This window comes from Vreelandella subterranea, assembly GCF_900111305.1.
Lineage (GTDB): Bacteria > Pseudomonadota > Gammaproteobacteria > Pseudomonadales > Halomonadaceae > Vreelandella > Vreelandella subterranea.
Genome location: NZ_FOGS01000002.1, coordinates 194464 through 217093, shown reverse-complemented (window position 1 = coordinate 217093; position 22630 = coordinate 194464). Strand labels below are relative to the sequence as shown.

Annotated in this window: 20 protein-coding genes and 1 riboswitch; of the genes, 9 read left to right on the top strand and 11 right to left on the bottom strand. The window is 59.9% G+C overall.

What is annotated here, in order from left to right; translation table 11 throughout:
• Nucleotides 1–27: 27 nt before the first annotated feature.
• The 7 genes from uca to epmB form a co-directional block, all read right to left on the bottom strand.
• A complete protein-coding gene (gene uca / locus BMX75_RS03870) occupies nucleotides 28–3651 on the bottom strand; it encodes an urea carboxylase (RefSeq protein WP_092825439.1) in 3624 nt (1207 codons plus the stop codon).
• An 81-nt stretch (nucleotides 3652–3732) separates the two neighbouring features.
• A complete protein-coding gene (locus BMX75_RS03865; RefSeq protein ID WP_066320772.1) occupies nucleotides 3733–4374 on the bottom strand; it encodes an urea amidolyase associated protein UAAP2 in 642 nt (213 codons plus the stop codon).
• 15 nt (nucleotides 4375–4389) lie between these two features.
• A complete protein-coding gene (locus BMX75_RS03860; protein WP_092825437.1) occupies nucleotides 4390–5112 on the bottom strand; it encodes an urea amidolyase associated protein UAAP1 in 723 nt (240 codons plus the stop codon).
• Nucleotides 5109–5903: an ABC transporter ATP-binding protein gene (locus BMX75_RS03855; RefSeq protein WP_092825435.1), complete on the bottom strand. Its 795-nt coding sequence runs from the start codon at nucleotides 5901–5903 to the stop codon at nucleotides 5109–5111. The genes BMX75_RS03860 and BMX75_RS03855 overlap by 4 nt, the downstream gene beginning before the upstream one ends.
• Nucleotides 5900–6727, bottom strand: a complete 828-nt coding sequence (locus BMX75_RS03850) for an ABC transporter permease (protein ID WP_092825433.1) — start codon at nucleotides 6725–6727, stop codon at nucleotides 5900–5902. The genes BMX75_RS03855 and BMX75_RS03850 overlap by 4 nt, the downstream gene beginning before the upstream one ends.
• Before the next feature lie 60 nt (nucleotides 6728–6787).
• Nucleotides 6788–7864, bottom strand: coding sequence for a putative urea ABC transporter substrate-binding protein (locus tag BMX75_RS03845; protein WP_092825431.1), 1077 nt, complete (start codon nucleotides 7862–7864; stop codon nucleotides 6788–6790).
• A 57-nt stretch (nucleotides 7865–7921) separates the two neighbouring features.
• Nucleotides 7922–8044, bottom strand: a riboswitch (guanidine-I (ykkC/yxkD leader).
• Between the two features lie 208 nt (nucleotides 8045–8252).
• Nucleotides 8253–9272 carry an EF-P beta-lysylation protein EpmB gene (gene epmB / locus BMX75_RS03840; RefSeq protein ID WP_245748335.1) on the bottom strand — a complete coding sequence of 340 codons (1020 nt, stop codon included), beginning with the start codon at nucleotides 9270–9272 and terminating at the stop codon, nucleotides 8253–8255.
• A 105-nt stretch (nucleotides 9273–9377) separates the two neighbouring features.
• On the opposite strand from epmB, the gene efp reads away from it, so the two are divergent.
• Together efp and epmA are read left to right on the top strand one after the other, a co-directional pair.
• The gene (efp, locus tag BMX75_RS03835; protein WP_066321208.1) at nucleotides 9378–9944 is read left to right on the top strand and encodes an elongation factor P; all 567 of its coding nucleotides are present in this window, start codon (nucleotides 9378–9380) and stop codon (nucleotides 9942–9944) included.
• A 236-nt stretch (nucleotides 9945–10180) separates the two neighbouring features.
• Nucleotides 10181–11161: an EF-P lysine aminoacylase EpmA gene (gene epmA / locus BMX75_RS03830; RefSeq protein WP_092825427.1), complete on the top strand. Its 981-nt coding sequence runs from the start codon at nucleotides 10181–10183 to the stop codon at nucleotides 11159–11161.
• An 18-nt stretch (nucleotides 11162–11179) separates the two neighbouring features.
• Here the strand turns inward: epmA and asd are convergent, their stop codons facing one another.
• Genes asd through rsgA form a run of 3 tightly spaced genes read right to left on the bottom strand, consistent with a single transcriptional unit; the run spans nucleotide 11180 to nucleotide 13903 of the window.
• Nucleotides 11180–12013, bottom strand: a complete 834-nt coding sequence (gene asd / locus BMX75_RS03825; protein ID WP_092825425.1) for an archaetidylserine decarboxylase — start codon at nucleotides 12011–12013, stop codon at nucleotides 11180–11182.
• A 10-nt stretch (nucleotides 12014–12023) separates the two neighbouring features.
• Entirely contained in the window at nucleotides 12024–12866 is an 843-nt protein-coding gene (locus BMX75_RS03820; protein ID WP_092825423.1) for a sulfurtransferase, read from the bottom strand.
• Complete coding sequence (gene rsgA, locus BMX75_RS03815; RefSeq protein WP_092825421.1) at nucleotides 12863–13903, bottom strand: small ribosomal subunit biogenesis GTPase RsgA; 1041 nt, start codon at nucleotides 13901–13903, stop codon at nucleotides 12863–12865. The genes BMX75_RS03820 and rsgA overlap by 4 nt, the downstream gene beginning before the upstream one ends.
• Nucleotides 13904–13991: 88 nt before the next feature.
• Here rsgA and orn point away from each other — a divergent pair, with 88 nt between their 5' ends.
• On the top strand, nucleotides 13992–14573 hold the full coding sequence (orn, locus tag BMX75_RS03810) for an oligoribonuclease (RefSeq protein ID WP_092825419.1): 582 nt from the start codon (nucleotides 13992–13994) through the stop codon (nucleotides 14571–14573).
• 14 nt (nucleotides 14574–14587) lie between these two features.
• Here the strand turns inward: orn and queG are convergent, their stop codons facing one another.
• On the bottom strand, nucleotides 14588–15679 hold the full coding sequence (gene queG, locus BMX75_RS03805; protein WP_092825417.1) for a tRNA epoxyqueuosine(34) reductase QueG: 1092 nt from the start codon (nucleotides 15677–15679) through the stop codon (nucleotides 14588–14590).
• 127 nt (nucleotides 15680–15806) lie between these two features.
• On the opposite strand from queG, the gene BMX75_RS03800 reads away from it, so the two are divergent.
• From BMX75_RS03800 to hfq, 6 genes are all read left to right on the top strand, one after another.
• Nucleotides 15807–17300 carry an NAD(P)H-hydrate dehydratase gene (locus BMX75_RS03800; protein ID WP_092825415.1) on the top strand — a complete coding sequence of 498 codons (1494 nt, stop codon included), beginning with the start codon at nucleotides 15807–15809 and terminating at the stop codon, nucleotides 17298–17300.
• 11 nt (nucleotides 17301–17311) lie between these two features.
• Nucleotides 17312–17809 (top strand): tRNA (adenosine(37)-N6)-threonylcarbamoyltransferase complex ATPase subunit type 1 TsaE, encoded by a 498-nt coding sequence (gene tsaE / locus BMX75_RS03795; RefSeq protein ID WP_092825413.1) that lies wholly within the window; start codon nucleotides 17312–17314, stop codon nucleotides 17807–17809.
• Between the two features lie 50 nt (nucleotides 17810–17859).
• Complete coding sequence (locus tag BMX75_RS03790; protein WP_245748356.1) at nucleotides 17860–19302, top strand: N-acetylmuramoyl-L-alanine amidase; 1443 nt, start codon at nucleotides 17860–17862, stop codon at nucleotides 19300–19302.
• A 9-nt stretch (nucleotides 19303–19311) separates the two neighbouring features.
• The gene (gene mutL / locus BMX75_RS03785; protein WP_092825411.1) at nucleotides 19312–21231 is read left to right on the top strand and encodes a DNA mismatch repair endonuclease MutL; all 1920 of its coding nucleotides are present in this window, start codon (nucleotides 19312–19314) and stop codon (nucleotides 21229–21231) included.
• Nucleotides 21232–21276: 45 nt separating this feature from the next.
• On the top strand, nucleotides 21277–22215 hold the full coding sequence (gene miaA, locus BMX75_RS03780; protein ID WP_092825409.1) for a tRNA (adenosine(37)-N6)-dimethylallyltransferase MiaA: 939 nt from the start codon (nucleotides 21277–21279) through the stop codon (nucleotides 22213–22215).
• Between the two features lie 136 nt (nucleotides 22216–22351).
• Nucleotides 22352–22600: an RNA chaperone Hfq gene (gene hfq / locus BMX75_RS03775; RefSeq protein ID WP_066321194.1), complete on the top strand. Its 249-nt coding sequence runs from the start codon at nucleotides 22352–22354 to the stop codon at nucleotides 22598–22600.
• Nucleotides 22601–22630 lie beyond the last annotated feature (30 nt).

Genomic DNA, 22630 nt, shown 5'->3' with positions numbered 1-22630 from the left:
CTCTAAAGCGCTGTTCGTGGGTCAGTATCACGTCTTTTCCTCACTCTTGAGCACCACAACCGGCTGCCCTGGGGCAATGGATGCTCCCTCGGCAAGCGGCAGGCGAACAACGCGACCATCGCAGTGGGCGGTGATCTCGACTTCCATTTTCATCGACTCCACCAGGGCCACCGGCTGGCCAGCCGTGACCTGGCCACCTTCTTCAACCAGCAACTTCCACAGGCTGCCCGTGACGGGGCTTTCGATGCCAATTTCGTTGTCATCAAGCGCCGTGACTTCGGCGCTTTCCGGGGCCTGATCTTCGAAGGTGAACTGGCCATTGGCCCGCCAGGCGGCCATCTCCGCTTGGAAGGCGGCTTCGCGCTTGGCGCGGAAAGTCTCGATCGCCTCGGCGTTCCTGTCGATTTCGGCCTGGTAATCCGCCAGGCGAAAACGCGTCGTTTCAATGGGTAAGTCATACCGACCATGGGGGAAGTCGCGGCGAATCTGGGTTAGCTCGTCGTGGCTGACCTCGAAAAAGCGGAGCTGGTCAAAAAAGCGCAGCAGCCAGGGGTTTTCAAAGTGCTGCGTGGTGCGGTAACGGTTCCACATCTGCAGCGTGCGGCCGACAAACTGGTAGCCGCCAGGGCCTTCCATGCCATAAACGCACAGATAGGCGCCGCCGATGCCCACGGAGTTTTCGGCGGTCCAGGTGCGAGCCGGGTTGTACTTGGTGGTCACCAGCCGCTGGCGCGGGTCAAGCGGGGTCGAAACGGGGGCGCCCAGGTAGACATCCCCCAGGCCCATGACCAGGTAGCGGGCATCGAAGACGATATCGCGCACTTGCTGCTCGCTTTCCAGGGCGTTTATACGGCGAATAAAGTCGAGGTTGCTGGGGCACCAGGGCGCATCCGGGCGTACGCTGCGCTGGTATTTGTCGATGGCTTCCTGGCAGGCGGGGTCGTCCCAGGAGAGCGGCAGGTGTACTACTCGCGACTCGACTTCCAGCGACTCCACGTCGACCAGGGCCTGCTCGGCGTTTTGCAGGTGGGCGAGCAGTTCATCCAGGGTCAGTTCCAAGGGCTCGTAGTGAATCTGCAGCGAGCGGATGCCGGGGGTTAACTCGCCCAGGCCGGCCAGCGAATGCTCCCGCAGCCATAGCATCCAGGCGTGTACTCGAAAGCGCAGCGCGATATCCAGCTCCATGGCACCAAATTCGATGAGCAGGAAATCATCCCCGGCGCGTCGGTAGACAATGCGCTCACCGGCCTGCTCGGCGGGCACATCGCGCACAATGGGCGTGCCGCGCTCAGGCTGACTATCTTCAGCAGGATTCGCTGTGAGGGTTTTCAACTGCTCGAGCTGGCGCACTTCCAGGGTGCGAGCGGTGGCCAGACTCACCGGCACAAAGCGTATGCTGTCACCGGCCGCCAGTTGACCCAGCTTCCAGCGCTCGGCGCGCACCACGGTGGCGGGGCAGACAAAGCCGCCGAGCGAGGGGCCATCGGGGCCGAGGATGACCGGCATATCGCCGGTAAAGTCGATGGTGCCGAAGGCGTAGGCGTTATCGTGGATATTGGAAGGGTGCAGGCCCGCCTCGCCACCGTCGGCCCGTGCCCACGCCGGGCGGGGGCCAATCAGCCGCACGCCGGTGCGGCTGGAGTTGTAGTGGACCTCCCACTCGTGGGCAAAAAATTGCTCGATATCGTCATCGGTAAAGAAGTCCGGCGCGCCGTGGGGGCCGTACAGCACGGCTACCTGCCAGGTCTTCCCGCCATCGCGATGGCCGAAGCTAGGGATCAGTACCTTATCAAGCTGCGTCGTCGGGGTCGGCGCGAGCGCGGGTAAGTCGAGCATGTCGCCGCTGCGTAGCGCTCGGCCACCATGCCCGCCAAACTGGCCCAGGGTAAAGGTACTGCGCGAGCCTAAATAGCGCGGGCAATCGATGCCGCCGCGTACCAATAGATAGGCGCGAGCGCCTGCGTCGGCCTTGCCCAGGGTCAGGGTGGCACCGGCAGGTATATCCACTACCTGCCAGAAGGCGACGGCTTCGCCATCCAGCGTGGCAGGCAGCTCGGCACCCGCCAGCACGATTTGCGTGGCGCGGTGAAAGCGCAGCGTCGGGCCGGTGAGGGTGATTTCCAGCCCGGCGGCATCGCTGGGGTTGTCGAGCAGGCGGTTGCCCAGGCGAAACGACCAGTCGTCAAACGGCCCTGAGGGCGGTACGCCAACGTCCCAGTGGCCCTGGCGGCCGGGGTAATCCTGAATCGTTGTCATGGTGCCGGGGGCCAGCACTTCCATGGCGGGCGGTGCCCAATCCAGGGCTGTCAGCCAGTGGGTATCCAGGTCGGCAGCTTGAAAACGTTTGGCGCGCAGCACATGGGCAAGCCAGGTGCGGTTGGTGGTAATGCCGTAAACGCTGGCGTTATCCAGCGAGTCCGCCAACTGCTCGATAGCAGTACCACGGTCGTCGGCGTGGACAATCACCTTGGCCAGCATGGGGTCGAAAAGGGCAGAGATTTCAAGCCCCGCTTCAATGGCATGGTCGATACGCAGGCCATCGCCTTGAGGGAAATCGACCTCCGTCAGCAGGCCTGCGCTGGGGCGAAAATCGTGCGCAGGGTCTTCTGCGTAAAGGCGCGCCTGAACCGCATGGCCGCTGGGGACGAGGTCTTTGGTGAGTGTCTCAAGATCAGGCAGTTTGCCTGCGCCGAGTTTTACCATCCACTCGACGATATCAATGCCGTACACCATCTCGGTGACGCCATGCTCCACCTGAAGCCGGGTGTTCACTTCAAGGAAATAGAACGCCTCGCGCTGGGTATCGTAAATAAACTCGACGGTACCAGCGCTGCGGTAGTTGACCGCTCTGCCCAGTTGAACGGCGGTTTCGTGGAGTGCCTGGCGAACGTGTTCCGCCAGGTTAGGCGCCGGGCACTCCTCGAGCACTTTTTGGTGGCGGCGCTGGGTGGAGCAGTCCCGTTCGCCGAGCGCCACCACACTGCCATTGCCGTCGCCAAACAGCTGCACCTCTATATGGCGGGCGCGGGCAATGTAGGCTTCCAGAAAGACGCCGCCATCGCCAAAGTTGCGCTCACCCAGGCCTTTGACCGAGTCAAAGGCGCGCTCGAGCTCGGCAGCGGTTTGGCATACCTGCATGCCAATACCGCCGCCACCGGCGGTGGACTTGAGCATCACCGGGTAGCCGACCTGCTCGGCGCTTTTGAGTGCTTCGTCAACGTTTTCAAGGAGCGCTGAGCCCGGTACCAGCGGCACACCCGCTTGCTCGGCCAGACTGCGGGCTTCGTGTTTTAAACCAAAGCGTTTTATCTGCTCGGTGGTGGGGCCCAAGAATACCAGCCCGGCGGCGTCGCAGGCGTCGATAAAGCGGGTGTTTTCCGACAGGAAACCGTAGCCGGGGTGTACTGCTTGCGCACCGCTTTGCTTGGCAATGGCGATGAGCTTGTCGATATCAAGGTAGGTCTCGCTGGCGCTGCCCTCGCCGAGCGAATAAGCCTCATCGGCCTGGTGGACGTAGGGGGCGTCGCGGTCGGCGTCGGCGTAAACCACCACGCTGCCCACCTCCATTATTTTCAGGGTACGTAAAATGCGCGCGGCAATGGCGCCGCGATTGGCAATCAAAACTTTGCTAAACGTTTTATTGATGGACATGGCACTGCCTGCAAACAAGGGCGGGTCGTCCCGCTGGATAGTCAGTCGCTTGAGGTCGTCCCCAGGCCTTAAGTCTCTATATCAACTGTCCCAAACCAACAGCTCGATGGGCGTGGGGTTGTAGCCGTTGCAGGGGTTGTTGAGTTGGGGGCAGTTGGAGACCAGCACGATCACATCCATCTCGGCGACCATTTCCACGTATTTGCCAGGTGCGGAAATGCCGTCTTCAAAGGTCAGCCCACCGTCGGCGGTGACCGGCACGTTCATGAAGAAGTTGATGTTGTGAGTGATATCCCGCTTGGTCAGGCCGAACTCCGGATGATTGGCGATGGCCTGCATCCAGTTATCGCGGCATGAATGCATATGGCGCTTTTCCAGGTCGTAGCGCACGGTGTTGCTTTCGCTGGCGCAGGCGCCGCCCAGGGTGTCATGACGGCCGCAGGTGTCGGCGCTGATGGTCAGCATGGCGCGCCCTTCGCTGGACATCAGCGTGGTGCCTGCGGTGAGGTAGACAGCGCCCTGTTCGCGCACCGTGTCCATGGCGCTGTAGCGCTCGCTGGTATCGTCGGCGCTGAAGAACAGGGTGTCGGCGGCCTGATTGCCCTCTAAGTCGAGAATACGCAGGGTTTGGCCGCGCTTTACGGTGCCGATGTAATGATCGCCCGCGTTAACGGTGGTGCGGCTCAGGGCATTTTCGGGGCGTAGGGTGCTTTCAATGATCATGGTATTCGTTCCCCCTTACAGGCCGAGGTGGTAGAGGCGGTTATTGGCGAAGCCGCGTGCGTTTTCGGGACGCGAGCGGTAGCAGGGGTCGTCTTCCGTGGGCGGCTCGGCGGTGCCGAGGGCAATATCGACGCCGCGGCGAGGGTAGTCCGCGCTGGGATCGAGCGGGTGGGGGCAGGTGTGCAGCAGTACCAGGGTGTCCATCTCGAAACGCAGCGTGATGCTTTGGCCGGGCTGGCAGTGGCCCGGCACGTAGCGCAACTTGCCCTCGTCGTCGCTCTCGACCCGGGCGAACAGGTTGAGGTTGGCGGCCATATCCCGGCGGCCCAGGCCATATTTGGCAAGCTCGATCAGAAAGGCGTCGAAGCCGGTGCGCGTCCAGTCGTTGTGGCCCTGCTGATAGCTGACCGGCTGCCAACCCTTGGTCAGTAAATGCTGGGGCATCAGGTTACCGCCTACGCTTTCGTGCCAGCCCAGGTCGTCGTGAGTAATGGAGGCAAAGATTCGCCCCATGTCCGAATAAAGACAGTGGCCCTGGGTCAGCTTGAAGGTGTGCTGGCACTTTAACGTGTCGGGCAGGTTTAAACGCTCGAGCAGGTTTTCCGGGTTGTAGCACAAAAGCCCGACGTTGCTGTCCGCTTGTTGGGCGGTCAGGGTCAGGGTGGCCCCACGGCGTAGGCGCAGCGACCAGTGATGACCGCCGGGTAAATGGGTGGTGTAGTCTGGTTCGCGCTTCATAGCAACGTCTCCTGGGTGTGGGTTTGCAGGCCGCCCTGCTGCAGTGTTTCCTTCAATGCTTCAGACGGGCGGTCTCGGGAGATGGGCAGGTCGTAGGTGATCGTGGCGCCATAGGCTTCCGGTGCCTGGGGGTCGTGGCGGGTTTTATCGAAGACCCAGAGCCGGGTGCCCAGCTCAAACGCCTCTTTGAGATCGTGGGTGATCATGAAGATGGTCAGCTGCTGCTCTTGCCACAGGCGGTTGATCAGCACGTGCATATCCTGGCGGATACCCGGATCCAGCGCGCCGAAGGGCTCATCGAGCAGCAAAATACGTGGCCGCATCATCAGCGCCTGGGCAATGGCCAGGCGCTGCTGCATGCCGCCGGAAAGTTCATGCGGGTATTTATCCAGGGCCTGGTCGAGGCCGACTTCTTCAATACGCTCGCGGGCTTTTTCAATCCCGCGACGCCTGGCGGCACCGAAACTCTTGCCCAGTAATTTAGAGCTGCGCAACTCATCGGCCATCATCACGTTGCCCAGCACCGTCAGGTGAGGGAACACCGAGTATTTCTGAAACACCACGCCACGGTCGGGGCCCGGCTCGTTGGGAATGGGGTGGTCGTCCAGCGTCAAGCGACCCCGTGAGGTGGCTTCGGTCCCCAGCAGCATTTTTAGGAAGGTGGTTTTGCCGCAGCCCGAGGCGCCCACAAGGGTGACAAACTCGCCGGATTCAACGCTGAAGTTGAGATTCTCGAGGACAACATGGTTGCCGTAATGCTTTTCTAACCGTTTGGCGGCCAGCAGGCTCATGCGTTGTCTCCTTCACTTGCGTGGTACCAGGGGAAGGCCAGGCGTGATACCCAGGCCAGCAGCTGGTCAAGCAGAAACGCCAGCAGAGTGATCCAGGCCACATAGGGTAAAATGACGTCCATGGAGAGGTAGCGGCGTACTAGAAAAATGCGGTAACCAAGCCCTTCCTGGGCGGCAATCGCTTCGGCGGCGATTAAAAACAGCCAGGCGGTGCCCATTGCCAGGCGGGTCGCGTTTAATAGCCGAGGGGTAAGCTGGGGCAGCAGCACCCTCAGCAATACTTGCCAAGAACTGGCGCCCAGCGTTTGGGCTTTAATCAGTTGTTCATCGGGTAGACGTAATGCATGGCCCTGAAGGTCGCGAATGAGAAAGGGCGTGACGCCAATCACAATCAGCGCGATTTTGGCGGCTTCACCAGTGCCAAAGGCAATAAACAGGATGGGCAATAGCGCCATGGGCGGAATCAGCGAAGCAACGGTAACCAGTGGGGAAAGCTTGGCGCGCACGAGGGGAAGCCCGCCATTTAATATGCCCACAATCAGGCCGATCAGTGCGCTGATGCCTACCCCAATGACAATACGCTCGAGGCTGGCGAGGGTATCGCTCCAGAGTAAAATTTCACCGGTGCGAGCATTCTCGGCGGTGGCCAGGTGGTGAAATGACTGCGCCATCTTGGCAGGTGTAGGCAGTAGGGGGTCGTTGGGGTTTTCCGCAAGCCTTGCATTAGAAAGGCTTAAATAGAGCATCCCCAGCAGTACAAAAGGCAGCAGACCCAAGAGCCAGCGGCCGCCCCTGGAGGGCGTTGAGTTAATTAATCGCTTCATGGCGGTGTCCACAGAAGATGCAAGCAGGGGGAGCGGCGAGCGCCGCTCCCATTGCGCGAATTACTGAGCGTCGAGATAAGCTTGAGTGAAGCTTGGATCGAAGCGCAGCCGCACATTGCTTTCATCGCCAAACACACCGCTGGGGGTTTCGATGCCGACGACGCCCGCATTGGGTGCCATGTCGCCGAGCAGACCGTGTTCAAAGCTGAATTCGGCGACCCTTTCCATGGTCTCGAGCAGGTCAGGGCTTTCAATCAATTCGAGGGCTTCGGCTGGGTCGGTATAGAGATATGTTGCGGCTAATTGCTCCTGATACCCTTCAAGATCAGTGCCCGCTGCATCGGCCATGAGTGTTAGCGCGTCTTCATCTCCGTTGGCCATTACCTCCATGACTTCGTACCAGGCCCCTACCAGCGCGTGGCCTAATTCCGGGTTTTCAGCAAGGGTTTGCGTATTCACGACCATGAGGTCAAGAATTTCGCCGGGAATTTCGGCAGAGGTGTACACCACGTTGGCATCCGGCATCTCGGCAATTGCACTGAGCTGAGGGTTCCAGGTGGTGACGGCTTCGGTGGATTCGCTCGAAAATAGGCCGACAATGTCAGCATCCGAGCTGTTGACGGTTTCGATGTCACGCTCTGTCAAGCCGATGCTTTCCAATGCGCGAGCCAATAAGTAATGCGACACGCTGAACTGGACAAGGTTGACGTCGAGGCCCTCGATATCCGCGAGGTCGTCATTGTCTTTCAGCACAATGCCATCGTTGCCATTGGAATAGTCACCGACGATTAACGCAGTGGAGTCGACGCCGCTGGCAGCCGGAAGCGTGAGGGCATCCATATTCGTCATGGCGCAGCCATCGACGTTGCCCGATGTATACTGGTTGATGGACTCGACGTAGTCGTTCACCTGCACCACATCGATGCTGATGCCGTACTCGTCGGCCCATTTGTCGACCACGCCTTCAACGTCGGCATAGGCCCAGGGCATCCAGCCGGCATAGATCGACCAGCAGACGCTGAATTCATCGCGTTCCTGCGCCTGGGCGGGCGTGATGGCAAGCGTTGATGCGAGTAGCGCGGCAGACAAGGGGGCGAGGGAGAAACTTTTTAGGGCGTTACGATTGGCAAGGGTCATGGCAGCCTCCAGCGGCTAAGGGAAAACTCGGGGGCATCGGCGCATCACTGCACCTTATCCTCCCGGGCTTTTGTCCCGCCGTGTAACCTACTGCCCAAGCAGTAGGTCGATTGCTCTCGGACCAGCCACAGCCATCAGGGGTCATACGTTGATGGTGTCGGAACCCTAGCGATCTATTGGAAACTCAATTGTTGGGCAGCGTTAGCCGCCAATACCCCGTTTGTTACGCCTAGATACACAGCAAAATCGTGGCCGATCCAATCTAAATCTTTTCTTTTCAGATAATTACAGTGAAGACGACGCTAGAGCGCCATAAGCATCGCCTCGATGTGTGTGCGTTAATGGTGCATAAGTGTTGGCTGCTGCACTGATTTGGGACGGCTGGGCATTAAAGCGGTGTCTTGCTGCCCTCGCCGGGAATTTCCCGCACTAGCCGCGGCATCAAGAATCCCGGCAACAGGTCGCGCAGCGCAGCCACCAAGTCACGGGCCTCTTCATCCGAGACATCAAAATGTGCAGCGCCCTGCACCGGATCCAGTGCGTGCAGGTAGTAGGGCAGAATGCCTGCTTCAAATAGCCGTTCCGACAGTGTGGCGAGGGCTGTTACGCCATCGTTAACACCCCGCAGCAGGACACTCTGGTTGAGTAGCGTCACTCCGGCCTGCTTAAGCCGCGCGCAGGCATCGACCACTGCCTGGTCGATTTCATTGGCGTGGTTGATATGCAACACCACGACTTTTTGCAGGCGAGTGGCAGATAGCCATCCGATCAGGGCGTCATCAACCCGGTCGGGAATCACCACCGGTAGACGCGTGTGAACGCGCAGCCGTTTGAGATGCGGGATGCTTTCAAGCTGCTCGACCAGCCAGGCCAGCTGGCGGTCATTGGCGGCTAGCGGGTCCCCCCCGGAGAGAATCGCTTCGTGAATGGAGGTGTCGGCGCGCAGGTAGTCGAGGGCTTCCTGCCACTGAGCCCTGGAGGGCGAGTTCTCGCTGTAGGGGAAATGGCGGCGAAAGCAGTAGCGGCAGTTGATGGCACAGTTAGGGCTGGCGATCAGCAGCACGCGGCCCGCATACTTGTGAATCAACCCTTTGGCAGGCTGATGATCCGCCTCTTCGAGGGGGTCGGTGACATAGTTTGGCGGTGTCAGGGCCTCGTCGTCGAGCGGCAGCACCTGACGCAGCAGCGGGTCATGGGGGTCGCCGGGGGTAATGCGCGACAAGTAGGCGTCGGGAACGCAGATATCAAACAGTTGATGGCCCGTGCGAGCACCCGGTAGCCATTCATCGCTCAACGCAAGCTGCTGGCACAGGGCCGCCGGGTTGCGAATCGCTTGCGACAGCTGCCGCTGCCAAGAAGGGGCTTGGGTAATAAGTCGCTCGTCGGCAATAATGATGTTCTCCTGCAAAAAAGACCTCCTTCGGGTTATCATGCGCGCACTTATTCAACAACGATCCTCAGAGGCGAAGCGACACCTCGCTTCAGTTACTGAAATGCATCATTGAGAGGCAATATGGCGAACTATTCTACCAACGAATTCAAGGGCGGTTTGAAAGTAATGCTCGACGGCGATCCTTGCTCGATCATCGAGAACGAGCTGGTCAAGCCGGGCAAGGGGCAAGCCTTTAATCGCGTCAAGCTACGTAACCTGATGACCGGCCGCGTGGGAGAGCGGACCTTCAAGTCGGGTGATTCGTTAGAGGGGGCTGACGTCATGGAGCTTGAGATGGAGTACCTCTATAACGATAGCGAAATGTGGTACTTCATGAAAACCGACGGCTCCTTTGAGCAGTATGCGGTGGAAAAGAAGGCGCTCGGCGAGACCGAAAAGTGGTTGAAGGAGCAGGTGCCTTATACCGTTACCTTGTGGAACGATAACGCCATTCACGTAGCACCGCCGAATTTCATTGAGCTGGAAGTGGTCGAAACCGACCCCGGTTTGAAAGGCGATACCGCCCAGGGCGGTTCCAAGCCTGCCACCTTGTCTTCGGGTGCCGTGGTGCGTGTGCCGCTGTTCATCAATGAAGGGGAAGTCCTGAAGATTGATACGCGCAGCGGAGAATACGTATCGCGGGCCTAGCAGCCTGTCGGACTTAACACTGATCTACTGCGAATCCCGGTATTTTGGCCAACTTTATTCGATCGATTTCGTTAAATAGCGAGCTATTCGCCTCAATCGATCGATAAATTTGGCTCAAAATCCGTGATTCTCGCGACGATCGGTCAAGCCCGACAGGCTGCTAAAAAGGCGCCAGGAACGCGATATAGTGACAGCCACGCCCTGGGGCGTGGCTTTGTTTTTGGGGAGAAAGGCCAATGACGGAAAGTTGGCGACCAACGGCCTCCATCGAGACGCTGCGTGAGCGAGCCCGTTTACTGGCGAGCGTGCGACGTTTTTTTGCTGCGCGCGATGTCCTGGAGGTGGAAACGCCGGTGCTGGGGCAGGGGGGAAGTACCGATGTCCACCTGGTGTCGCTGTCAACGATGGCACGTACGGATAGAGGCCATCGTCGGCTGTGGCTGCAAACCTCGCCCGAATTTCATATGAAGCGGCTGTTGGCAGCGGGTAGCGGACCCATTTTTCAGCTGGCAAGAAGCTTTCGTGATGGCGAAGTGGGCGCCCGGCACAATCTCGAATTCACCATGCTGGAATGGTACCGCCCAGGATTTACCTTGGCCGATCTGATCGACGAAACCACGGCGCTGGTCGCTAATATTCTGCCCCGCTTTCACGGCCCGGTAACGCACTACCGCTACCGACAGCTGTTCCACACCCATTTAGCGGTCGACCCCTTCACCAGTTCGCTGGAGACACTGCGGAGGCTCGCGGTCGAGTACGGTCAGATGCCGGCCCGTGCCATGGCAGAGGAGGGCCGCGATACCTGCCTTGATTTGCTGATGGGGCTGGTGATCGAACCGCAGTTAGGGCGTAATGAACTGAGCGTGGTGGTGGATTACCCGGCAAGCCAGGCGGCGCTGGCACGCCGCCATCAAGATGCTGACGGTGAGTGGGTCGCTTCACGCTTTGAGCTTTATCTGAACGGCATTGAATTGGCCAACGGTTACGATGAACTGACCGATGCGGCTGAGCAGCGCGCCCGCTTTATGGAAGATAACGCCGAGCGCCGCCGCCTGGGTTTGCCCGAGGTGGATATGGACGAACATCTACTGGCCGCCTTAGAGCACGGCATGCCGGAGGGGGCCGGGGTGGCGCTGGGCATTGACCGTCTGGTGCAACTGGCGCTTGGCAAAGCACGCCTGGAAGACGTGCTGTCGTTCTCGACGCCTAATTGCTAGCCATCACCGGATGAGCCCTCAATAACTCCCGAGCGACTCGCCCATGCTGACCATCGAGGCGAGGGGCAACTCTGTGAAGTTGAGCGCTTTGGCGAAGCACATCACCACCGTGGAGCCGAGCTTGAAGCGGCCCATTTCAGCGCCTTTTTCCAGGGTGATCGGTTGGCCAAACTGCATGCGCTGAGGATGGCCGGAAAGAGGCGTCACCTGGCCCGACCAGACGGTTTCGATCGCCGCGACGATCATGGCGCCCACCAGCACCATGGCCAATGAACCCTGCTCGGTATCAAAGATGCACACCAGGCGCTCGTTACGGGCGAATAGCCCCGGCACATAGTTGGCCGTGGCCTGGTTGACCGAGAACAGCCGCCCGGGCACATAGACCATTTCCCGCAAGGTGCCGGTGACCGGCATATGTACCCGGTGGTAGTCCTTCGGCGAGAGATACACGGTCGCAAAGCTGCCGCCGAGGAATTCCTCGGCCAGTGCCGTATCACCGCCGAGCAGGGTTTGCGCAGAGTAGGTATGCCCTTTGGCCTGCACCAGTTGGCCGGCCTGGAGGCGGCCATACTGGGAAAGGGTGCCGTCGGCGGGGCTGATGATGCCTTCGTGAATCGGACGGGCATCGGCCTTTAGCGCGCGAGTGAAAAAGTCGTTAAAGGTGGCATAGGCCGTCGGGTCAGGCTCCAGGGCCTGGCTCATATCCACGTTGAAGCGCTTGATAAAGGCGTTGATCAGGGTGTTTTTTACCCAGGGATTGTCGCACTGGGCAAATTTCCCTGTCAGCCGCGACAGGGCATGCTGCGGTAATGGGTACTGAAGCAGGGAAAAAGCGTGTTGGGAAACAGTCACAGTGGTGTTTTCACTTCTCAATCGGTGTGTCGTCGCGGTTGCCCCATTCACCCCAGGAGCCCGCATAGCCGCGCATATTGAATCCCAGTGCCTTGCCGACCAGCCAGGTAAAGCTGCTGCGGTGGTGGCTCTGGCAGTGGGTGGCGATTTCCATTTCAGGGGTCAGGCCGAGCGCATCCAGCTCGGTAACCAGTTCGGCATAATCGCGGATGCGCAGCGCACGGTGGCGATCCATGACGTTCAGCCAGTCCATGTTGACCGCCCCCGGAATATGCCCCAGGTGCTTGTTGTTACCCTTCTCACCCTCGTATTCGGCGGTTGAGCGTGCATCCCAGATGGCAAACTGTTTATCGTCGAGCTTCTGTTTGATCTCGTCGCAGGTAATCAACGCCTGGGGGTTCAGGATTTCGGCGTGATAATCGCTGGGTGTCGGCGCCTTGGGTTCGGTGCTTTCTTCAAGCCCTTCATCGCGCCAGGCGTGTATGCCGCCGTTCAGGTAGGAATAGCGGGTATGGCCGACAAGTTCCAGCGTCCACAGTAGCCGCGCCGCCCAGCCGCCGCCTTCGTCGTCGTAGGCGACGACATGGGTATCACGGGTAAGGCCCAGCGCGCTGAACAGCCGCGAAAGCGCCTCAACGCTGGGAACGTCGCTGGGCACAGGCCCTTCGCCCCGCATCAAATGGCGAAAATCGAGGAAAACCGCGCCGGGCACATGGCCCTGGCGATAGCTGTCGGCGTTTACCGGCACATCGATGATGAGTAGCTGAGGGTCGCCCAGGCACGCCTGAAGCTGCTCGGGCTCAACAATCAGCGGTAGCACGTTGGTTTCAGACGAATGGCGCTCGGTGCTCATGGGCGACTCCTTATGGGTTCAGCGTTCAGGCTATCAACAATACGCCTGTAGCTGGCAAATCGTTCTGGATGGATGTTGCCTGCCTCGACCGCTTCAAGTAAAGCACAACCCGGCTCAGCGCGATGGCGGCAGTCGCGGAACCGACAGTGGCCGATAAACGGCCGGAACTCAATGAAACCGTCGGTGACCGCCTGTTCATCAAGATGGATCAGGCCAAATTCACGAATACCGGGCGAATCGATCAATTCGCCGTCGACGACCTCATCCGTGCGCATGGCATAAAGCCTTGCCGTTGTCGTTGTATGGGTGCCTTTGCGTGAATCCTCGGACAGCGCGCCGATGCGCAGGCTTTCATCGGGCAGCAGCAGATCGATGAGCGATGACTTGCCCACGCCGCTCTGGCCGACAAATACCGACGTGCGTCCTTCGAGCTGGCGGCGTAACGCATCAAGCCCTGAATCTGTCGCGGTGGTCGTGCGCACCACGGTATAACCCAAATCGCGGTAGCGCTCCAATAGCTGCCCCAACTCGCCACCATCGCCCGGTAGCAGATCGGTTTTATTGAGCACCAGCACCGGTGCAATGCCAGTGGCTTCGGCAGCCACCAAGTAACGGTCGATCAAATTGGGGTGAGGCGCGGGTTCGACGGCAAAAACGATGAGTATCTGGTCAATATTAGCGGCCACTGGCTTGAGCAGGCCGCGCGCATCAGGGCGCTTGAGAACGCTGGCACGTTCATCGCGGGCCACCACCACCCCGGAGCCTTCCTGGCCTGCCCGCCAGATGACCCGGTCACCGGTTACCAGTCCCTCAAGGTTGGCACGCAGGTGGCAGCGCACAGGCACGCCATCGGCATTGCGTACCTCCAGCGTACGGCCAAAATGCGCCATTACGCGACCCGGCTGCTCGGCACCGTATTCACCGGCGGCAAGCTTCTCGGCATCCTGTGTATCGCGCTTTTCAGCGCGCTGGGCGCGTTCTGCCTGGACCTTCTCGACCCGCCAGCGTTGCTGACGGCTTAATTTACGTTTGCTCATGACCACCCGATGCTCGGTACAATGGCATCATTGTACCTGTTAACTGCCGCTGGGTAACTTGATATACCCACTACCGTTGGAGAGCACTATGAGCGAACATGTTGCACCGCGTGATGACCGGCTGGTCTGGATTGACCTGGAGATGACCGGGCTGGACCCCGACAAGGAGCGCATCATTGAAGTGGCCACCCTGGTGACCGACGCGAACTTGAACGTCGTGGCGGAAGGGCCGGTGATCGCGGTCAAGCAGCCCGATAGCCTGCTGGCGCAGATGGATGACTGGAATCAAAAGACCCACGGTGAATCAGGGTTGGTGGCTCGAGTGAAGGCCAGCGCGGTGGAAACGGCTGAAGCAGAACAGCAGACGCTCGACTTTCTACGCCAGTACGTAACGCCGGGTTCCTCGCCCATGTGCGGCAACAGCATCCATCAGGACCGGCGTTTTCTGGAGCGTGAAATGCCTGCGTTGTGGGCGTTCTTTCACTACCGCAATCTGGATGTCTCCACCGTGAAAGAACTGGCCAAGCGCTGGAACCCTGGCGCACTGGCAGGGTTCAAGAAGCAAAACGTCCACTTGGCAATGGACGATATCAAAGAGTCGATTGCCGAGCTTTCCCATTATCGCAGCACGTTTTTGCGCCTCGAGATGCAGAGCGACGAAGAGGAATAGGTATCTAATGACGGCTAGGAGGCGGCGGTGGCAATGCATGTTGCGCGCTTGAAGCGCTGTTCTTCCAGCGCCCAGGCAACGTGTTCGCGTACCAGGGCGCTGGGGTAGGCGCGCCGTGACCAGAGTGCCGTTTCAACGGCTTCGCTCCAGGGCGCATTGCCAAGGCCAACAGCAATATTACGCAGCCAGCGCTCGTAGCCGATGCGGCGGATGGGGCTGCCTGCGGTTTTGGCCAGGAATTCCTCTTCTCCCCAGGCAAACAGGCGAACCAGCGAGGCGCGGTCAAGATCATGGCGCGGCGCGAAATCGTCTTCCTGAGTCGCGCGTGTAAAGCGGGTGAAGGGGCATACCAGTTGGCAGTCGTCGCAGCCATAAATGCGGTTACCCATGGCACGCCGATATTCAACGGGAATGCTACCGTGCAGCTCGATCGTCAGGTACGAAATGCACTTGCGTGAATCAATGACCTTGTCATCGACGATGGCGCCGGTGGGGCAGGCGGTGCGGCAGGCGCTGCAACTGCCGCAGTGCTCTTCTTCAAAGGGGGCATCGACGGGCAGTGGCAGGTCAGTGTACAGCTCGCCCAGGAAAAACAGTGAGCCGGCCTTGGGATTGAGCAGCATGGCGTTCTTGCCAAACCAGCCAAGGCCGGCTTTCTGAGCCAGCGCCCGTTCCATGACCGGTGCAGAATCGACAAAGGCACGGTAGCCAAACGCACCGACCTCGTGCTCGATCTGTTTCGCCAACTGTGCCAGGCGCTTGCGCATCAATTTGTGATAGTCCCGGCCAAGGGCATAGCGCGACACATAGGCGCGGTTGGGTTGGCCGAGCACCTTGGTGCTTTCCACCTCGGCGGGGAGGTAATCCATGCGCACGCTGATCACCCGCTGCGTACCGGGTTCCAGTTCGGCCGGGCGGGTGCGCTTGGTACCGTGTTTGGCCATGAAGCCCATTTCACCGTGGTACCCTTTGTCCAGCCAGGCGTGTAGGTGCGCTTCATGGGCCTCCAGCTGGGTGTCGGTAATGCCCACCTGCTGAAAGCCAAGCTCACGCCCCCAGGTTTTAATGAGATCGGCAAGGCCTGCAAGGGTGTCGTCTGAAAGCATGGGGCGCGCCGCTTCGTCGCAAAAAAAGAAAAGCCAGAGAAAATTGGGCGTTGATACTCAACGGTTAGGCATCAGCCGCGCTATGCTAACGCATTGCTGGCCGTCACAACATGTGGAAGGAGAGATCGTGTCTCGCTTAACAACGTCTAGGTTACGCCCTCTTTATAAAGCCGCTCAAGTGCGCGAGCTTGATCGGCGCACGATTGCCGGGGGCATCGATGGTTTTGCCTTGATGCAGCGCGCGGCATCGAGTGCGTGGCACAGTTTCCGCTCCCGCTGGCCCCAGGCGCGTAGCGTCACGGTGCTGTGCGGCAGCGGCAACAACGGCGGTGATGGCCATGTGCTGGCGGCGCTGGCGATGCAGTCGGGGCTCAAGGTCCAGCGTATTTCGTTAAAGCCGCTGGACGAACTGAAGGGCGATGCTTTTCGTGCCGCGCAACTGGCCAGTCAAGCTGGCGTGAGCTGCGAGGAGTGGCATCCCGCGACGGTGTTGTCGGGTGAAATGATCGTCGATGCACTGCTGGGCACCGGCCTGAATGGCGAGGTGTCGGGGCGATATCAGCGGGCTATTGAGCTGATCAATGCAGCTTCCCAGCCGGTGTTATCGATTGATATTCCGTCAGGGTTGGCGGCCGATACGGGGGCGGTACTTGGCGTGGCGGTGGAAGCCGCCTGCACGGTGACGTTTATCGGCGACAAGATTGGTCTGCATACCGGAGAAGCACCCGCTTACACGGGCGAAATCGACTTCCGTCCGCTGAGTGTCAAGGCCCAGGCGTTTTTTGACATTCCGCCCACCGCCTGGCGTCTTGATGAAGACATGCTCAGCGAGGCGTTCAGACCCCGCTCGCGGACCAGCCACAAGGGCCGTATGGGGCACGTACTGGTCATGGGGGGCGCGCCAGGCTTCGGCGGTGCGGCGTTGCTGGCGTCTCAGGCCGCGGCGCGCTTGGGGGCGGGCAAAGTCAGTCTGGCAACCGCTGCCGAGCACATTACCGCCAGCCTGGTGCGCTGCCCGGAAGTCATGGCTCATGCGGTTCGCGGCGGGGCGGACGCCAGTGAATTGCCGCACCAGGCCGATGCGGTGGTAGTCGGGCCGGGACTTGGGCAGGCTGCCTGGGGGCAGGCGGTGCTGCAGAGTGCGCTCCAGGCGAGCGTGCCGCTGGTCGTCGATGCCGATGGGTTGACGCTGTTGGCACGGCACTGGCCTGATTTACGCCGTGATGACTGGGTGCTTACGCCTCATCCAGGCGAGGCAGCCCATTTGCTGGGCTGTTCGGTGGAGGATATCCAGACGGATCGACCGGCCGCGGCTCAGGCGCTCCAGCGCGCGCGAGGTGGCGTGGTGATACTCAAGGGGGCGGGCAGTCTGGTGGCAGGCCCCGGCGGCTTGATGGTATGTCCCTATGGCAACCCTGGGATGGCCAGTGGCGGCATGGGGGATGCGTTGAGCGGGATGCTGGGCGCGCTGATTGCCCAGCGGGGCGATATCGAAACCAGTGCCTGGCTAGGCACCCTGGTGCATGCGTTGGCGGCAGATCGAGCGGCGGCAGCGTTCGGTGAGCGTGGCTTGCTGGCGAGCGATCTGGCATTCTATGCGCGAGAATTAATTAACCCGTGAAGGCAGCCCAAATGCAGGTGCAACTGGATAATGAACAAGCTCAGGTCGCTTTCGGTGAAGCCCTGGGTAACGTATTGCAGGGACGCGGGCGTATTTATCTGGAAGGCGACTTGGGGGCAGGGAAAACGACGCTGACCCGCGGTGTATTGCGGGCCTATGGCTATCAGGGGGCGGTCAAGAGCCCCACTTATACGCTGGTGGAGCCTTATGAACTGGCCGGCCAGCGGCTTTACCATCTGGACCTGTACCGCTTGTCTGACCCTGAAGAGCTCGAGTTTATCGGCGGACGTGAGGTATTGGCAGATGATGCGCTGTGCTTGATTGAATGGGCAAGCCGGGGCGAGGGCTGGCTGCCCGCGGCGGATGTCTGCCTGCAATTGACGGTGGACGAGCCCGGACGCAGAGCCCGGATAAGTGCCGGTAGCGACTTCGGCGAAAAGGTGCTGGCCACGTTAGCTGACCGCTTGTCTGGCTGTCCCCGGCAGGACGGTGTGTTTCAATGGTCATAAGCGCGATGGGGAACAGTGCAAAGGTGATGAAGGTGTTGTCATTTCGCCAGATGGCGCTGAGCGTTGTGGCGATCATATCGGTGGGTCTTTGGACGTCGCTTCAGGCGGCTAACGTTGAGGGCATGCGACTCTGGGCGGCGCCCGACCATGCGCGCTTGGTTTTCGACCTGTCGGGCGCGACATCGGCTGACGTATTTTCCCTGGATAACCCCGCTCGGCTCGTCATCGACCTGGAAAACAGCCAGCTTGAAGCCGACCCTGATAGCCTGTCGCTTGAAGACAGCGCCATCAGCGCGCTGCGCACCGGAACCCGCGAAGGTAACGGGTTACGCGTAGTTCTCGAACTCAATCGTGACGTTGAGCCGCGCCATTTTACACTGGCACCCAACGACCAGTACGGGCACCGGCTTGTGGTCGATCTGGAGTATCCTGGTGAAAGTGCGGTGGAAAACCCTATCGACCCTATCGAAGCGATGATTCGCGAGCAGGAAATCCAAGCTCGTCGCGCCAGCGTCCAGGCCAAGGTGGGCGATAGTGAACAAGCGTCTTCATCGGCACCGGGTGAGCAGTCGACATCCGAAGAAGCCAAGCCGCATCCCAGGCGCGATATCATTATCGCCGTGGACGCCGGTCATGGCGGTGAAGACCCAGGGGCAATCGGCCCGTCGGGTACCCGTGAAAAAGACGTCGTACTCGATATCAGCCAACGTCTGGCCGATACCATCAATGCGGCCGACGGTTTCAAAGCGGTAATGATTCGCGATGGCGACTATTATCTTGGGCTGCGTCAACGAACCCAGCTCGCCCGTGAACAGAAAGCCGACTTTTTTGTCTCGATTCATGCGGATGCCTTTACCAGCCCGCGTCCACAGGGAAGTTCTGTGTACGCGCTTTCTCAGCGCGGCGCAACCTCAGAAACGGCGCAGTGGTTGGCCGACAGTGAAAACCGCTCCGACCTGATTGGTGGAGTGGATGGCAACCTGTCTCTGCGCGATAAAGACCAGGTTTTGCGGGGTGTGCTGCTGGATTTAACCATGACGGCGACGCTCAACGACTCGCTGTCGATTGGCAGTCAGGTGCTTGACCAACTAGGCCGGGTGAACCGGTTGCATAAGTCCCGGGTCGAGCAGGCGGGCTTTATGGTGCTCAAGTCGCCCGATATACCGTCATTGCTGATTGAGACGGGGTTTATATCCAACCCGGAAGAAGAGCGACGCCTACGCGACCCTGTGCACCAGCAAGGGGTTGCCGAGGCTATCTTTGGCGGCCTGCAGAGCCATTTTGAGCGCTATCCACCGCCCGCCAGTCTGCTGGCCTGGCAGCGTGACAATCAGCGCCGTACAGGTGGCGATGAGTATCGCATCCAGTCCGGCGATACGCTGTCGGCGATCGCCGTTCGCCATGGCGTGCCGGTAAACCAGTTAAAGCAGGCGAACGACCTCAACGGGGATGTTATCCGGGTGGGGCAAGTATTGCGTATTCCCAGTTCATGAGGTGCTGTATTGACTGAAACGACGTCCGCTATACCGCGTATACAGGTGCTGGACCCGCGGTTGGCGAACCAGATTGCCGCGGGAGAAGTGGTCGAGCGACCGGCCTCGGTGACCAAGGAACTGATCGAAAACGCCATTGACGCAGGCAGCCAGCGCATTGAAGTCGATATTGAAGCGGGCGGGGCGCGGCTCATCAAGATCCGCGACGATGGTGTCGGCATTGGCGAGCAGGATCTGCCGTTGGCACTTGCCCGCCATGCCACCAGTAAAATCGATAGCCTGGAAGACCTGGAAGGCGTCAGCTCACTGGGTTTTCGCGGCGAAGCACTGGCGTCAATCAGCTCGGTATCGCGCCTGGAGCTGGTGTCCAATGCGCTGGACGACCCGCGCCAGGGTTGGCGAGTGGTGGCTGAGGGGCGTGGCATGGAGACGCGGGTAACGCCGGCGCCTCATCCTCGAGGCACCAGCGTGTCGGTTCGCGACCTGTTTTTTAATACCCCCGCGCGACGTAAATTTCTACGTACCGAAAAAACCGAATTTGCCCACGTCGAGGAAGCTTTCCGCCGCCAGGCCCTGTCGCGCTACGACATTGCCTGGACCCTGCGGCATAATCAGAAAGTGGTCCATCAACTGCCATCGGGCGATACGGAAACGGCCCGTGAGCGGCGTATTGCCTCGCTGCTCGGCAATAACTTTATTGAGCACGCACGCTACATCGAGCGCGAAGCCGGCGCGCTTCGCCTGAGCGGTTGGGTAGGCTTGCCCACTCACTCCCGCGCCCAGGCGGATCAACAATACTTTTTTGTTAACGGTCGTGTGGTGCGCGATCGGCTGGTTGCCCATGCCGTTCGACAGGCGTACCGCGATGTTCTCTACAACGGGCGCCATCCGGTCTTTGTCCTTTACTTGACGCTTGACCCCGATGTGGTGGATGTCAATGTTCATCCTACCAAGCACGAGGTGCGTTTCCGCGACGGGCGGATGGTGCACGATTTTCTTTATTCAAGCCTGCACCACAGCCTGGCAGACGCCCGGCCCAACGCCGAAGACCCAAACGCGGCTTCGTCAGCGCAGGCAACGACCCCCGAAGAGACGCCGGGCGAGTCTGCCCGCTGGCAACAGCAGGGCATGGCGCTGCCACCCTCAGCGTCTCCCTCAGCCGACCGGCACCCGGATGGTGAACGGGTGCGCCGTTTCATGCAAGGGTATCAGGCGTTGCACCCTGACCATGAAGAGACGTTGCTGACGCCCCAGTCGACCGCCCATGAGGGCGCGCTCGGCAAGGCGCAGGGCGATGTGCGCGAAATGCCGCTGTCCATGCCGGAGGCTGATCCTACCAGTGCGCCGCCGCTGGGGTTCGCCCTCGGTCAGCTTCATGGGGTCTATATATTGGCGCAGAACGTCCATGGCCTGGTGCTGGTGGATATGCACGCCGCCCACGAGCGCATCGTCTACGAGCGCATGAAAAACCAGTTGGCCGCGTCACAGGGTATCGACACCCAGCCGTTACTGGTGCCCGTGTCATTGGCCGCCAGCCGCAGCGAGGTGGCCACCGTGGAAAGTGAACGCGATGCGATCGCCAAACTGGGGGTGGAACTGGATGTGGCGGGGCCCGAAACCCTGCTGGTGCGGCAGCTTCCGGCCATGCTAGCGCAGGCGGATCCCGAGGCGCTGGTACGTGAAATGCTTGAAGAACTGGCCCGTTTCGGGCGTACACACCAGGTCGAAGCGCGCATCCACGAACTGTTATCGACCATGGCATGTCACGGAAGCGTACGCGCCAATCGGCGACTGACGCTGGATGAAATGAATGCGCTGCTACGCGACATGGAACGCACCGAGCGTAGCGACCAGTGCAATCATGGCCGTCCGACCTGGACGCAAATGGACATGAAAGCCCTGGATAGGCTATTCATGCGCGGCCAGTAACGGCTATGTTGGGGTTAGGTATGGTGAGCGGAGTTTTACCAGCGAATGGCTGATACACGCCCGTGGGCAATTTTTTTAATGGGGCCGACCGCCTCGGGGAAAACCGATACCGCCATAGCGCTGCATGAGCGTTTGGGTTGCCCGTTGATCAGTGTCGATTCGGCGATGGTGTATCGCGGTATGGATATCGGTAGTGCCAAGCCCAGTGCCGATGAGCTTGCCCGCGCGCCTCACCGATTGATCGATATCCGCGACCCGGCCGAGCCGTATTCGGCGGCCGATTTTCGCTGTGATGCGCTCGATGAGATGCGACAAATCAGCGCGGCGGGCCAGGTGCCGTTGCTGGTAGGCGGTACCATGCTTTACTACAAGCATCTCATCGAAGGTGTCGCCAATCTGCCCTCGGCGGACGCTTCCATCCGCAAAGAGTTGGAGGCGAGATGGCAGTCAGAAGGGCTTTCAGCCCTGCACCGAACATTGGCGGAAGTGGATCCGCCTTCCGCGCAGCGTATCCATCCCAACGACCCGCAGCGTCTCATGCGTGCTCTGGAGGTGTACTACGCCAGTGGTCGTCCGATGAGCGCATTATGGGCGGAACAGCAGCCGGAAACCTTTCCCTGGCGGGTGTTGTCGATAGGATTGTTGCCCGCAGACCGGGCGATATTGCACCAGCGCATCGCCCAACGGTTTGAAATGATGCTGGCAGAGGGCTTGATAGATGAAGTTGCCGCCCTCAAACAACGCAGTGACTTGCATGGTAATTTGCCTGCCATTAAAAGCGTTGGTTACCGACAGGTTTGGGATTACCTGGAAGGCCGTTATGATGGCGCAATGCTACGCGAGCGCGGCATCATCGCTACCCGACAGCTCGCCAAGCGGCAAATTACTTGGCTGAGGCGTTGGCCGTCACTGCATTGGATCGATACTCTGCAGCCCGACGCCTTGGACAAGGTACTGAAAATCGTGCGCGGAAGCGGTGCTTAGCGTAAGATAGAAGGTTCGTAAGTCATGATTTCGAGTGGCCGAGCGAGCAGGCCTTTGGCCAATAAGATGTCGGCGTAGCACCAGTTGGGCACGCCATCCATAATTAACCCCCAACGACAGTTTTAGGGAGAGCAACATGTCCAAAGGGCAGTCCCTTCAAGACCCGTACCTGAATATTTTGCGCAAGGAGCGCATTCCGGTCTCTATTTTCCTGGTCAACGGCATCAAGCTGCAGGGCCAGATCGAATCGTTTGACCAGTTTGTCATCTTGCTGCGCAATACCGTCAGCCAGATGGTTTATAAACATGCGATTTCAACCGTCGTACCATCACGAAATGTGCGGTTGCCTGCACAGGATCCGGCCGCTCCGGACGAAGATGAGTAACACGGTGGGATCCGCAAAACAGTCCATGAG

Coding starts and splice junctions, on each gene's coding strand:
- rsgA (WP_092825421.1), bottom strand. CDS start 13,903: ATGAGCAAACGTAAATTAAGCCGTCAGCAACGCTGGCGGGTCGAGAAG.
- tsaE (WP_092825413.1), top strand. CDS start 17,312: ATGCAGGTGCAACTGGATAATGAACAAGCTCAGGTCGCTTTCGGTGAA.
- orn (WP_092825419.1), top strand. CDS start 13,992: ATGAGCGAACATGTTGCACCGCGTGATGACCGGCTGGTCTGGATTGAC.
- BMX75_RS03850 (WP_092825433.1), bottom strand. CDS start 6,727: ATGAAGCGATTAATTAACTCAACGCCCTCCAGGGGCGGCCGCTGGCTC.
- BMX75_RS03790 (WP_245748356.1), top strand. CDS start 17,860: ATGGCGCTGAGCGTTGTGGCGATCATATCGGTGGGTCTTTGGACGTCG.
- uca (WP_092825439.1), bottom strand. CDS start 3,651: ATGTCCATCAATAAAACGTTTAGCAAAGTTTTGATTGCCAATCGCGGC.
- BMX75_RS03855 (WP_092825435.1), bottom strand. CDS start 5,903: ATGAGCCTGCTGGCCGCCAAACGGTTAGAAAAGCATTACGGCAACCAT.
- queG (WP_092825417.1), bottom strand. CDS start 15,679: ATGCTTTCAGACGACACCCTTGCAGGCCTTGCCGATCTCATTAAAACC.
- miaA (WP_092825409.1), top strand. CDS start 21,277: ATGGCTGATACACGCCCGTGGGCAATTTTTTTAATGGGGCCGACCGCC.
- efp (WP_066321208.1), top strand. CDS start 9,378: ATGGCGAACTATTCTACCAACGAATTCAAGGGCGGTTTGAAAGTAATG.
- BMX75_RS03860 (WP_092825437.1), bottom strand. CDS start 5,112: ATGAAGCGCGAACCAGACTACACCACCCATTTACCCGGCGGTCATCAC.
- epmA (WP_092825427.1), top strand. CDS start 10,181: ATGACGGAAAGTTGGCGACCAACGGCCTCCATCGAGACGCTGCGTGAG.
- BMX75_RS03820 (WP_092825423.1), bottom strand. CDS start 12,866: ATGAGCACCGAGCGCCATTCGTCTGAAACCAACGTGCTACCGCTGATT.
- BMX75_RS03845 (WP_092825431.1), bottom strand. CDS start 7,864: ATGACCCTTGCCAATCGTAACGCCCTAAAAAGTTTCTCCCTCGCCCCC.
- hfq (WP_066321194.1), top strand. CDS start 22,352: ATGTCCAAAGGGCAGTCCCTTCAAGACCCGTACCTGAATATTTTGCGC.
- BMX75_RS03865 (WP_066320772.1), bottom strand. CDS start 4,374: ATGATCATTGAAAGCACCCTACGCCCCGAAAATGCCCTGAGCCGCACC.